This is a genomic window from Micromonospora sp. bgisy143, assembly GCF_057708145.1.
The window spans coordinates 94,321-105,760 of sequence record NZ_JBYIRN010000022.1 but is presented as its reverse complement, the minus strand read 5'-3'; the positions used below and the strand labels follow the sequence as shown (position 1 = coordinate 105,760).

12 protein-coding genes are annotated in these 11,440 nt (G+C 73.2%); 10 read left to right on the top strand and 2 right to left on the bottom strand.

Going from position 1 to position 11,440, the window contains the following annotated elements:
• Positions 1-265: 265 nt before the first annotated feature.
• Positions 266-1,528, bottom strand: coding sequence for a nucleotide sugar dehydrogenase (locus AC3EN4_RS23630; protein ID WP_435207866.1), 1,263 nt, complete (start codon positions 1,526-1,528; stop codon positions 266-268).
• Between the two features lie 104 nt (positions 1,529-1,632).
• Entirely contained in the window at positions 1,633-3,009 is a 1,377-nt protein-coding gene (locus tag AC3EN4_RS23625) for a serine/threonine-protein kinase (protein WP_435207865.1), read from the bottom strand.
• 515 nt (positions 3,010-3,524) lie between these two features.
• On the opposite strand from AC3EN4_RS23625, the gene AC3EN4_RS23620 reads away from it, so the two are divergent.
• From AC3EN4_RS23620 to AC3EN4_RS23575, 10 genes are all read left to right on the top strand, one after another.
• The gene (locus AC3EN4_RS23620) at positions 3,525-4,226 is read left to right on the top strand and encodes an RNA polymerase sigma factor (protein WP_435207864.1); all 702 of its coding nucleotides are present in this window, start codon (positions 3,525-3,527) and stop codon (positions 4,224-4,226) included.
• 16 nt (positions 4,227-4,242) lie between these two features.
• Positions 4,243-5,049, top strand: coding sequence for a hypothetical protein (locus tag AC3EN4_RS23615; RefSeq protein ID WP_435207863.1), 807 nt, complete (start codon positions 4,243-4,245; stop codon positions 5,047-5,049).
• A 180-nt stretch (positions 5,050-5,229) separates the two neighbouring features.
• A complete protein-coding gene (gene egtA / locus AC3EN4_RS23610; protein WP_435207862.1) occupies positions 5,230-6,465 on the top strand; it encodes an ergothioneine biosynthesis glutamate--cysteine ligase EgtA in 1,236 nt (411 codons plus the stop codon).
• 97 nt (positions 6,466-6,562) lie between these two features.
• The gene (gene egtB, locus AC3EN4_RS23605) at positions 6,563-7,900 is read left to right on the top strand and encodes an ergothioneine biosynthesis protein EgtB (RefSeq protein WP_435207861.1); all 1,338 of its coding nucleotides are present in this window, start codon (positions 6,563-6,565) and stop codon (positions 7,898-7,900) included.
• Positions 7,901-7,928: 28 nt separating this feature from the next.
• Positions 7,929-8,675, top strand: coding sequence for an ergothioneine biosynthesis protein EgtC (gene egtC, locus AC3EN4_RS23600; protein ID WP_435207860.1), 747 nt, complete (start codon positions 7,929-7,931; stop codon positions 8,673-8,675).
• Between the two features lie 55 nt (positions 8,676-8,730).
• Positions 8,731-9,696, top strand: coding sequence for an L-histidine N(alpha)-methyltransferase (egtD, locus tag AC3EN4_RS23595; RefSeq protein WP_435207859.1), 966 nt, complete (start codon positions 8,731-8,733; stop codon positions 9,694-9,696).
• Positions 9,697-9,914: 218 nt separating this feature from the next.
• Complete coding sequence (locus AC3EN4_RS23590) at positions 9,915-10,502, top strand: TMEM165/GDT1 family protein (protein ID WP_422740250.1); 588 nt, start codon at positions 9,915-9,917, stop codon at positions 10,500-10,502.
• A 39-nt stretch (positions 10,503-10,541) separates the two neighbouring features.
• Entirely contained in the window at positions 10,542-10,904 is a 363-nt protein-coding gene (locus tag AC3EN4_RS23585; protein ID WP_422740251.1) for a DUF1622 domain-containing protein, read from the top strand.
• On the top strand, positions 10,901-11,224 hold the full coding sequence (locus tag AC3EN4_RS23580; RefSeq protein ID WP_435207858.1) for a hypothetical protein: 324 nt from the start codon (positions 10,901-10,903) through the stop codon (positions 11,222-11,224). The genes AC3EN4_RS23585 and AC3EN4_RS23580 overlap by 4 nt, the downstream gene beginning before the upstream one ends.
• Positions 11,225-11,228: 4 nt before the next feature.
• Positions 11,229-11,426: a hypothetical protein gene (locus AC3EN4_RS23575; protein ID WP_422740253.1), complete on the top strand. Its 198-nt coding sequence runs from the start codon at positions 11,229-11,231 to the stop codon at positions 11,424-11,426.
• Positions 11,427-11,440: the final 14 nt, after the last annotated feature.

Here is an 11,440-nt window from a genome sequence, read left to right as displayed (position 1 = left end):
ACAACACCCTGATGAGTGTGATGCCTGTGAGTCATCTAGATGACTCACAGGCATCACACTCATCAGCATTACCGCCGCCGCTCAGCGCCGCGGCCCGACCGCGCTGATCGCGGCCTCGTTCCAGGCCACCGTCACCATCGCCGCGCCACTCCAGTGGTCGTGAACCCCTGAAGACACGGCCTAGCGGGCGGCGACATCCGCCGGCCGGCCCCGCCGTCTTCCCCGGCGGCGGGACCGGCCAGCGGTGCCGGGTCCGGGGTACGCGCTACAGGCGCTCGACCATCTCGCCGACGCACCGGTTGCGGGTGTCGAAGACGTACCGGGCGTGTCGGGCCACCAGGTCGTAGTCGAAACAGTCGTGGTCGGTGACCACCACGACCGCGTCCGCGGTCCGCACCTCCCACTCGGTGAGGTCGACGACGGCGACCCCGGCGGGGATCTGGTGGGCCTCCGCGTACGGCTCGACCGCGTGCACCTCGGCGCCGAGCGCCTGCAGACGGCGGGCCACGTCGACGGCGGGGGAGTCCCGCATGTCGCCGGTGTTCCGCTTGTACGCGAGCCCGAGCAGCAGTAGCCGGGCGCCGCTCACCGCCCGGCCGGAGCGGTTGAGCCCTGCCATGATCCTTTGCGCGACGTGCTCGGGCATCTCGTGGTTGATGTCGTTGGCCAGTTCGATGAACCGGAACTGCCGGCCGAGGCGTCGCTTTACCTGCCAGGACAGGTAGCACGGGTCGATCGGCAGGCAGTGTCCGCCGACGCCCGGGCCGGGCCGGAACGGCAGGAACCCGAAGGGCTTGGTCTCGGCGGCGTCGATCGCCTGCCAGACGTCGATGTCGAGGTGGTGCGAGAGCATCGTCAGCTCGTTGATCAGCGCGATGTTGACCTGGCGGAACGTGTTCTCGATCAGCTTGGTCAGCTCGGCGACCCGGGTGGAGTCGACGGCGACGGTGCGCTCCACGAGCCGTTGATAGAAGCCCTGCACCCGGTCCAGCGACGCCGCGTCGATCCCGGAGACCACCTTCGGGGTGTTCTCCAGCCGCCACGTCGGGTTGCCCGGGTCGATCCGCTCCGGGCTGTAGCCGAGGTGGAAGTCGCCGGGGCTGGTCAGCCCGCTGGCCGACTCCAACAGCGGCCGGAGCAGTTCCTCGGTGGTGCCGGGGTAGGTGGTCGACTCCAGGATGACCGTGCAGCCCGGCCGCACGTACGGGCCGATACCGATGCCGGCCTGCTCGACGAAGCTCAGGTCTGGGGTGCCGTCGCGCAGCGGGGTGGGCACGGTGATGACGCAGACGTCGAAACCCGCGGCGTCGGTGTACTCGGTGCTGGGGCGGTACCGGCCGCTGGCCAGGGCACGGCCCAGCCGGTCGGTGGGGATGTCCTCGACGAACGACTCACCCGAGGCGAGCCGCTTCACCCGGTCGGCGTCGACGTCCAGGCCGACGACGTCCAGGCCCGCCTCGACGGCGCGCATGGCCAGCGGCAGTCCGACGTACCCCTGGCCGATCACGACCAGCTTCTCAGCACTCACCCGGGCTCCCGCGGCAGACGGTGGAAATGACCTGCGGAGAGCCTAGAGCGGTTTTCGGCGACGTAAGTCCGTTTTGGGGATATCGGTGCTGGTGGTACGCCTGGTCAGTTGACCACCGGGTTGTCCGGGTCGGTCGGCGCCCCGGTGGTCGGGGGCGTGTCGCTCGGCGGCGGGTTGCTCGGCGACGACGGCGTCTTCGGTGGGTCGCTGGGCGGCGGCGCGGTGGTCGCGCTCGGCGTCGGCGGCGGCGGGACGGACGACGACTGGCTGGGCTGCACGCTCGGCGTGGCGCTGACCGACGCGGACGTCGTGGTGTCCGGGACGGTCGGCCGGTTCGGCCGGCCCGGGTCGTCGGTGATCTGCTCGTTCGCCGCCGGCAACTCCTCCTGCTGGGTCGGCCCCTGCGTCGGCGCGGTCGTCGGCAGCTTGACGGCCGGATCGGTGCCGGTGTTGCGCGCCGCGCCCAGGGCCGCGCCCAGGCCGACCAGGGCGACCAGCATGGCCACCGCCGCGCCGACCAGCGGCCCACGGCGTCGCGGACGTCCCGGGTCGGCTGCGCCGGCCACCGCCGCGCCGACCGGGACGTCGGTGCGGGTGCCCGGACCGGCGTCGCGCAGCGGCACCGCCGAGGCCAGCGCCGTCGGCGGCTCGCCGCCGGTCACCGCGGTGCGGGCCGCCTCGGCCATCGCCGAGCCGCTCGTGAAGCGATCCGCCGGATCCTTCGCCAGGGCCCGCGACACCAGGGCGCGGACCGCCTCCGGGATGTCGTGCGGCAGCTCCGGGGGCTCGTCGTCGAGGTGCCGTACGGCGACCTGGAGCGGATTGTCACCGGTGAACGGCGGACCGCCGGTGAGGCAGCAGTACGCGACCGCGCCCAGCGCGTAGATGTCGGTGGCGCCGCTGACCGGCCGACCGGCGGCCTGCTCGGGCGCCATGTAGAGGGCGGTGCCGGGCACCGCGTTGGTGCTGGTGATGCTGGTCACGTTGGTGGAGCGGGCGACGCCGAAGTCGACCAGGACGACCGTGCCGTCCTCCTGCACCAGCAGGTTGCTGGGCTTGACGTCACGGTGCACGATGCCGCCCCGGTGCGCCGCGCCCAGCGCGTGCCCCGCCTGGGCCACGATCGACATGGTCTCGGCCACGTCGAGGCGACCGGCGGCCTCGATCCGCTTGGACAGCGGTTCGCCCTCGACGAACTCCATGACCAGATAGTCGGCGCGGCCGCCGTCGGGCAGGTCGTCCTCGCCGCAGTCGTACACCTGCACGATGCCGGGGTGCCGCAGGGCCGCCATGATCCGCGCCTCGGCCCGGAAGCGGGCGATGAAGTCGGGGTCGGAGACCAGTGCCGGCAGCAGGACCTTGACCGCGACCTGTCGGCCGAGGACCAGGTCGGAGGCGCGCCAGACGTCGCCCATGCCGCCCGTGGCGACACGTTCGTCCAGGCGGTACCGACCGCTGAGCACGACCTCCGATGACAACACAGCAATACCGTACCCAGAGTGGCGACCAACGGCTCGCCGCGGTGGACCCGCCGCACGGCGGTACCGGTCGGTCCGCCGGGACGAGTTCCGGGTGGCGGGTCGGTGTGTGACGCCGCGATGACACCACGTCACAAAAACTGACACATCCCGACGTACGCCTGGCGGACCGTCACCGAGGATGGTCACCTGAGCCGGGGAGCGTCCCAGGGGCGTCGTCCGTTACCGCGGCACGCCGGTCGGACGGCTTGATAATTGTCACTCTTCCGTAATGCGATCCCAACTTGTCGCATCCGGGGTGCCCTCCTACCGTTAGCCCGGCTCGGGCCGCCCTGCCGGCAGCGCGTCACGAGCCATCGCCGGGTGTGGATACCCTGGCCGGCGCCCGGAGGCGGGCACGAATCGGATCGGCGGGGGACGGTGCGGGTGCAGGAGCTGACGGGGCCGACAGTTCGCGGCGCGCGCCCGACGACAGCGGGTGTCGTCCCGGACCGCTCCGGGTGGCCCCTGGGCCGCCGATGACGGGCGAACTGTCCGAAGCGGTCGTCGCCGCGCAGGCCGGGGACGAGGACGCCTTCCGGTTCCTGTACCGCAGCCTCCAGCCGGGCCTGCTGCGCTACCTGACCGCCCTGGTCGGCGCGGACGCCGAGGACGTCGCCTCGGAGGCCTGGTTGCAGATCTCCCGCGACCTGCCCACCTTCACCGGCGGCGAGTTCCGGGCCTGGACGGTCACCATCGCCCGTAACCGGGCGATGGATCACCTGCGCCGGTTGCGGCGACGACCGTCGCTGCCGGTACCGGTGCAGGCGCTCACCGAGTTGGCCGGCGACGGCGACACCGCCGAGCGGGCCGACGAGACGATCAGCACCGAGGCGGCGCTGGCGCTGATCGCCACGCTGCCGCCCCGCGAGGCCGAGGCCGTGTTGTTGCGGGCGGTGATCGGGTTGGACGCGGAGTCCGCGGGCCGGGTGCTCGGCCGCCGGGCCGGCGCCGTCCGGACCGCCGCCCACCGCGGTCTGCGGCGACTCGCCACCCTGCTGGACCGGCCGGCCGTACCGACGTCGTCGGTCGACGCCGACGCGGACACGGCCGGCCTGCGCCACACGCTGTCCGGGCTGGACGCGCAGCGCCCGCCGGCCGGCGGCGAGGTGGTCCCGACACCGCGTCGGCGGATCAGGCGTTCCCGGCGGACCTCACCTGCCGAGCAGGCGGACGGCTGACGTGAAGGGATTCCGGATGAACCCGTACCGGCCGGACCGGCATGCCGGCCGCGCCGAGACCGAAAGGCTGCTCGACGCCGCCCGCGTCGACGACGCGGCCACCCCGGACGCGACCAGCGCCGATCCGGTCGCGCCCGCAGTGCCAGAGGTGTCCGGGACCGACCCGCTGGCCCGGCTGCTCTCCGCTGCCGCCGGCCCCACCCGGCCGGGGGAGTTGGCGGGCGAGGAGGCCGCGCTGGCCGCCTTCCGGGCCGCCCGGGCCGCTCCGGCGACCGCCGTGGCTCGCCGGCCGCGTCGGCACCGGCTCACCACCGGAGCGCTGGCGTGGATCGGCGCGCTGGCCGCCACGGCCACCGCGGGGGTGGCGTTCGCCGCGGCCGGTCTGGAACAGGCACCCGAGCCGCCGCCCGCGCCCAGCGTCGCGCCAGCGCACACCACGGGCCCGGCGGCGACCGCCTCGACCGCGCCGAGCGTCCCGACTCCACCCGGCCGTCCCTCGGTGTCCGTCTCGCCGTCGAGCACAGCGGCGTCCAACGGTCAGCTGCACGGTTTGTGCCGCGCGTGGCGGGCCAAGAAACCCGAGCAGCGGGAGAAGGCGCTGCGGACGCCGGCCTTCGGACGGTTGGTGACGGCCGCCGGTGCGGTCGCCGGCGTCGAGGAGTACTGCCAGCGACTGGTTCCCGAGACGAAGACGGCCACCCCGCCGCCCCCGTCGACGGCGTCCTCCGCTCCGGCGCGACCGACAGACCCGTCCCCACCGGCGACACCACCCGGTCAGGCGAAGGTCAAGCCCTCGCACCCGGCCGGACCGGCCGGCGACTGAGCGTACGACCGGCGCGGTTCGTTCTGCCCTGCACCGGGAAACGCTTCTGTTAGACAGGGGTTGGCGGTCCCGTCGACGCTCCGAAAGGGGAGTGTCGGTGGTCGGGTCTACGGTGGCATCCGTGTTCCGGAGTTGGGGCACGGGGCACGCGGTCGTCGCACGACGAGGGAGGCTGCACCGATGGTGACGTCGCCGGAGCTGGACCAGAGCGAGATCCTGCGCGAGTCCGCCGCCGCGCACCGACACCTCGCGCGCATCTGTTTCAAGACCGGCCCTCCGACGTACACCGGCGTCGAACTGGAATGGACCGTGCACGACGCCGCCGACCCCGCCCGAGGAGTCGACCCGGCGCGGCTACGGGCGGCGCTGGGGCGGCACAGCCCCGTCACGCTGGATCCGGCGAGCCCCGCCGAGCCGCTGCGACACGGCGGCACGGTGACCCTCGAACCGGGCGGCCAGCTGGAGATCTCCACCCCGCCGCGTACCTCGACCGGCGCGTTGATCCAGGCCACCGAGGCCGACATCGCCCAGGTCACCGGTTTGCTGGCCACCGCCGGGCTGACCCTCGGGCGCAGCGGCATCGACCCGTACCGGCGGCCCCGCCCGATGTTGGACACTCCCCGCTACCGCGCCATGCGCCGAATGTTCGACCGGCGCGGCCCGGCCGGCCGGACGATGATGTACAGCACCGCCGGCCTCCAGGTGTGCCTCGACGTCGGCGAGCCCGAGCAGGTCGCGCCGCGCTGGGCGGCGGCGCACGCCGTCGGCCCACCGCTGCTCGCGGCGTTCGCCTCGGCCGGCCGGCACGCCGGGCGGCGCACCGGTTGGGCATCCGCCCGGATGGCCGCCTGGCTGGCCATCGACCCGGCGCGTACCCGCCCGGTGTGGGTGCCCGACGACCCCGACGACGACCCGACGGCGGCCTGGGTGCGCTACGTGCTCGCCGCGCCGCTGCTCTGCGTGCGCCGCTCCGGCGAGGACTGGTCCCCGCCACCGGGTGTCACCTTCGCCGACTGGCTGGACGGCGCGCTGCCCCGCCCGCCCACCACCGATGACCTCGACTACCACGTCAGCACCCTCTTCCCGCCGGTGCGTCCGCGCGGCTATCTCGAACTGCGGTATCTGGACGCTCAGCCGGACCGGGACTGGCGGTTGCCGCTGGCGGTGCTGAGCGCGCTGTTCAGCGACCCGGGCACCGTACGTGCGGCGTACGCGATCGCCGCCCCGGTGGCGCACCGCTGGTCGGTCGCCGCGCGGCGCGGCCTCGCCGACCCGGCGCTGGCCGCCGCGGCGGCCGCGCTGCTCGACCTGGCCCTGGCCGCCCTGCCCCGCCTGGGGCTGCCGGCCGGCGTCGACGACGACATCCACGAGGGGGTACGGCGGCGACTGGCCGCCGTCCGCACGGCCGACCGGTGAGCGGCGAGAGCGAGCCTCGAAACGAAAGGGTGCAACGGTGAGTGCGAGGAGTGAGCCGGGTTTGCGAGCCCCGCAGTCGCGAACGAGAGGTGTAACGGTGAGCGCGAGTACGACGGACCATGCCGAGGGTGAGCTGTTGCGAGGGCGGATCGCGGCGGAGCTGGCGCGCGCCCGCTCCCGTACGGCCCTGCTGACCGAGGCGGTCGACGACGCCGACCTGATGCGGCAGCACTCTCCGCTGATGTCGCCGTTGGTGTGGGATCTGGCGCACGTCGGCAACCAGGAGGAGCTGTGGCTGGTGCGCGACGTCGGCGGCCGTGAGCCGGTCCGCTGTGACATCGACGACCTGTACGACGCGTTCAAGCAGCCCCGCCGGGACCGTCCCCGGTTGCCCCTGTTGCCGCCGGCGGAGGCCCGCGCCTACGTGGGCACGGTCCGCGACAAGGTGTACGACCTGCTCGACGCGGTGCGCTTCACCGACCGGCCGCTGGTCGCCGACGGGTTCGCCTTCGGCATGATCGTGCAGCACGAGCAGCAGCACGACGAGACGATGCTCGCGACCCACCAGCTGCGGGCGGGCGACGCGGTCCTGCACGCCCCGCCACCACCCGAGCCGAGCGTCCGGGTCGGCGGGGAGGTGCTGGTGCCGGCCGGGGAGTTCACCATGGGCACCGACACCGATCCCTGGGCCCTGGACAACGAACGACCCGCGCACCAGGTGCACCTGCCCGCGTACGTCATCGACGCCGCACCGGTCACCAACGGCGCGTACGAGGCGTTCATCGCCGACGGCGGCTACTCCGACCGGCGCTGGTGGAGCGCGCAGGGCTGGGAGCACCGGGTGCGCGAGCAGCTCGTCGCGCCGCTGCACTGGCGTCGTGACGGCGACGGCTGGGCGTACCGGCGTTTCGGCCGATGGGACCCGGTACGCCCCGACGAGCCGGTGGTGCACGTGTGTTTCCACGAGGCGCAGGCGTACGCGACGTGGGCCGGCAAGCGTCTGCCGACCGAGGCGGAGTGGGAGAAGGCCGCGCGGTGGGATCCGGCGACCGGGCGGTCCCGCCGTTACCCGTGGGGCGACGACGACCCGACCGAGGCGCACGCCAACCTCGACCAACGTCACCTGCGGCCGGCGCCGGTGGGCGCCTACCCGGCCGGCGCCTCGCCGCTGGGCGTGCACCAGCTCATCGGGGACGTCTGGGAGTGGACGTCGACGACGTTCACCGGTCATCCCGGCTTCACCGCGTTCCCGTACCGCGAGTACTCCGAGGTGTTCTTCGGCGACGACTACCGGGTGCTGCGCGGCGGCTCGTTCGGCACCGACCGGTCGGCGTGCCGGGGGACGTTCCGCAACTGGGACTATCCGATCCGGCGGCAGATCTTCAGTGGCTTCCGCTGTGCCCGCGACGCCGGCCCGGACGAGTCGCCGCGGTGAGGTGTTCGGCGCCGGGAAAGGTGCGCTGATGTGCCGTCACCTGGTCTACCTCGGCCCGCCGGTCACGTTGGCCGAGTTGTTGTTCGAGCCGGCGTACGCGCTGGTCCGCCAGTCGTGGGCGCCACGGGACATGCGCGGCGGCGGCACGATCAACGCCGACGGGTTCGGCGTCGGCTGGTATCCGGACGACGGCCCTCCGGTGCGGTACCGGCGTGCCCAGCCGATCTGGAGTGACCCGACCATCGCCGAGCTGGCGGCGGTGACCCGTACCGGCGCGGTGTTGGCCGCGGTCCGTTCGGCGACGGTGGGGATGGCGGTGCTCGACGGCGCGGCCGCGCCGTTCGCGGAGGGCCGGTGGTTGTTCAGCCACAACGGGGTGATCCGGGGCTGGCCCGATTCGATGGTGCCGCTCGCCGCCGGCCTGCCGGTGCGTGACCTGCTGACCCTGGACGCGGCCACCGACTCGGCGTTGCTGTGGGCGCTGGTCCGGCATCGGCTGCGCGCGGGCGACGACCCGGCCGAGGCGATCGGCCGGACGGTGGTCGAGGTGGCCGCCGCCGCCCCGGGTTCGCGGCTGAATCTGCTGCTCACCGACGGGCGGTGGGCGGTGGCCACCGCGGTCGGTCACGCCCTGTCGGTACGCGCGAGCGCGGAATCGGTGGTGCTGGCGTCCGAACCGCATGACGACGACGCCGGGTGGCGGCCGGTGCCGCAGCAGCGCCTGGTTACCGCCACGGCGGGCGAGGTGCGGGTGCAGGGACTGCCGGCCGGGTGAGCGTCGCCGGCCGGGCAGGGCGACGTGTCTGACGACCAGGAAAGAGGCGGGGGAGATGAGCGCGGAACCGTTGGAGATCTACCTGGAGCCGCAGGACCTGGAGCGTGGTCTGCGGGCGGACGTCCGGGCGGGGTTGACCGCCGAGGCGAAGTGGCTGCCGCCGAAGTGGTTCTACGACTCGCGGGGCAGCGAGCTGTTCGAGGAGATCACCCGGCTGCCCGAGTACTACCCGACCCGGGCCGAGCGGGCGGTGCTCGCCGCGCACGCCGACGACGTGGCGGCGCTGACCGGCGCGAAGACCCTGATCGAGTTGGGCTCGGGCTCGTCGGAGAAGACCCGGTTGCTGTTGGACGCGTTCACCCGCCGGGGCGGGCTGGGCACGTTCGTCCCGCTCGACGTCTCGGTCAGCGCCCTGCTCGGGTCCACCGCGCAGATCGCCGCCGACTATCCGGGGCTGCGGGTCCGGGGGATCGTGGGTGACTTCACCCGCCAACTCGACCGGCTGCCGACGGGTGGGCGACGGTTGGTGGTGTTCCTCGGCGGCACGATCGGCAACCTGCTGCCGGCCGAGCGGGCCGAGTTCCTGACCGCGATGCGGGCCGCGCTGGAGGTCGGTGACTGGCTCCTGCTCGGCACCGATCTGGTGAAGGATCCGTCGGTGATCGTGCCCGCGTACGACGACGCGGCGGGGGTCACGGCCGAGTTCAACCGCAACGTGCTGCACGTGATCAACCGGGAGTTGGGGGCCGACTTCGACCCGGAGGCGTTCGCGCACGTCGCCCGGTGGGACCCGGAGCGGGAGTGGATCGAGATGCGGTTGCGGGCGACGCGGCCGATGCGGGTCCGCGTGCTGGACCTTTCGGTGTCGTTCGACGCGGGGGAGGAGCTGCGGACGGAGGTGTCGGCGAAGTTCCGCCCGCAGGGGGTGGCCGCCGAGCTGGGCGCGGCGGGTTTCGCGGCGGCGCACTTCTGGACCGATCCGCGTGGGCTTTTCGGGGTGACGCTGGCGCGGGCGCGGTGAGCCTGTTCACCCGCGCCGTCCGGCCCGCTCGCTGATCGGTTAGGCTGGGCGCGCGAAGGGGAGTAGCCCCCAATGTCGTGGTCGACATACTGGTGTGTTCCGCATCCGGCCACGCGGCCCCGGTCCTTTCGGGGCGGGCGAGACCTTCGACTCAGGCTGTCGCAGCCGGGTCGAGGGCGCCCCCGTACCTCCTCCCGGCGTGAAACGGGAAGGTTGTCATGGAGGGATTCCTCGCCGCGCTGGTCATCAGCTTCGGTGTCATCTTCGTCGCCGAGCTGGGGGACAAGTCCCAGTTGATGGCGTTGACGTTCGCCACGCGGTTCAAGCCGATTCCGGTGCTGATCGGCATCACCGTCGCCACGGCGGTGGTGCACCTGGCGTCGGTCGCCATCGGCTCGGGCCTCGGCGCTGTGCTGCCCACCGACTGGATCTCGCTGGTGGCCGGCGTGGCGTTCCTCGGCTTCGGCGCGTGGACCCTGCGCGGTGACAAGCTCACCGAGGAGGAGAAGCGCAAGGCCGAGAAGACCAGCAAGACCGCGATCGTGGCGGTCTCGGTGGCGTTCTTCCTGGCCGAGCTGGGCGACAAGACGATGCTCGCGACGATCACCCTGGCCACCAAGTACGGCTGGTTCGGCACCTGGCTCGGCTCCACGGTGGGCATGGTGGCGGCGGACGCGCTGGCCATCCTGGTCGGCCGGATGCTCGGCCGCCGGCTGCCGGAGAAGACCATCAGGTACGGCGCCGCGGTGCTCTTCGCCATCAGTGGCCTCTGGCTGATCCTGGAGGCCGTCAACGAGCTGACCTGAGCGCGGCCTAACCACCCCGGTGCCGGGTAACGCCTGCGGGTGGAGCCGGCGGAGCTGCTGCGGCACGGTGACGAGGTGCTGGTCGCCGTGGTGGAGGTGGCCGGCGCTCTGGTGATCGTCGTGGGTGCGCTCTGGGCGGCGGTGCGGTTCGTGGTCGACGGGCTGCGGCACCGCACCGCCGCCGTCTTCACCCCGATCCGTCTGTCGCTGGGCCGGTTCCTGACGCTCGGTCTGGAGTTCCAGCTCGCGGCCGACGTGTTGCGGACCGCGGTGTCACCGTCGTTCACCCAGATCGGCCAGCTGGCGGCGATCGCCACGATCCGGACGGCGCTGAACTACTTCCTGGGTCGGGAGATCCGGCAGGAGCAACGGCAGGTCGCCGAGGGGCGGCAGCAGACGTGATCACCGGACTGGTCGAGGTGGTGACCGCGCTGGCCCTGGTCGTCGGGGTCGTCACGGCGGTGTGTACGGGCGACGTGCGGGTCGCCGTACGCGTGCTGTTGGACCTGCTCACGGCGGCCGGCCTGCTTCGCCTGGCCGGGGATCCGGCGTGGGGTGGCCTGGCCTCCACCGCCGCGATCGTCGCGCTGCGGCAACTGCTCGCGGCGGCGCTGACTCTCCCGCCGCCGTGGTCGCGGCGACAATCCGGGCCGCGCTGCGGGGACGACGATCACCGCTTACCGTGGGCGGTACCAGCGAAACAGGGAAAAGCGGGAGGATAACCACATGAGCCGGCATGACGAACCGAACGAGTACGGGTACGCCGGCGGCGCCACCGCTCCCGAGCCGCAGCCCGGCGGCAAGCCCGACGAGCAGGACCTCGCGGAGGAGGTGGCGGTGCCCGCCGACGACCTGACCGCGCCCACCGCCGACGCCCTCGCGGACGAGACCGAGGAGCGGGCGCCGCACGACCGCAGCCGCTGACCACGGCGCCCAGC

Excerpts from the sequence above, each read along its gene's own strand:
- AC3EN4_RS23620 (WP_435207864.1), top strand. The coding sequence starts at position 3,525 with ATGACGGGCGAACTGTCCGAAGCGGTCGTCGCCGCGCAGGCCGGGGAC.
- AC3EN4_RS23615 (WP_435207863.1), top strand. The coding sequence starts at position 4,243 with ATGAACCCGTACCGGCCGGACCGGCATGCCGGCCGCGCCGAGACCGAA.
- egtA (WP_435207862.1), top strand. The coding sequence starts at position 5,230 with ATGGTGACGTCGCCGGAGCTGGACCAGAGCGAGATCCTGCGCGAGTCC.
- egtC (WP_435207860.1), top strand. The coding sequence starts at position 7,929 with ATGTGCCGTCACCTGGTCTACCTCGGCCCGCCGGTCACGTTGGCCGAG.
- egtD (WP_435207859.1), top strand. The coding sequence starts at position 8,731 with ATGAGCGCGGAACCGTTGGAGATCTACCTGGAGCCGCAGGACCTGGAG.
- AC3EN4_RS23590 (WP_422740250.1), top strand. The coding sequence starts at position 9,915 with ATGGAGGGATTCCTCGCCGCGCTGGTCATCAGCTTCGGTGTCATCTTC.
- AC3EN4_RS23575 (WP_422740253.1), top strand. The coding sequence starts at position 11,229 with ATGAGCCGGCATGACGAACCGAACGAGTACGGGTACGCCGGCGGCGCC.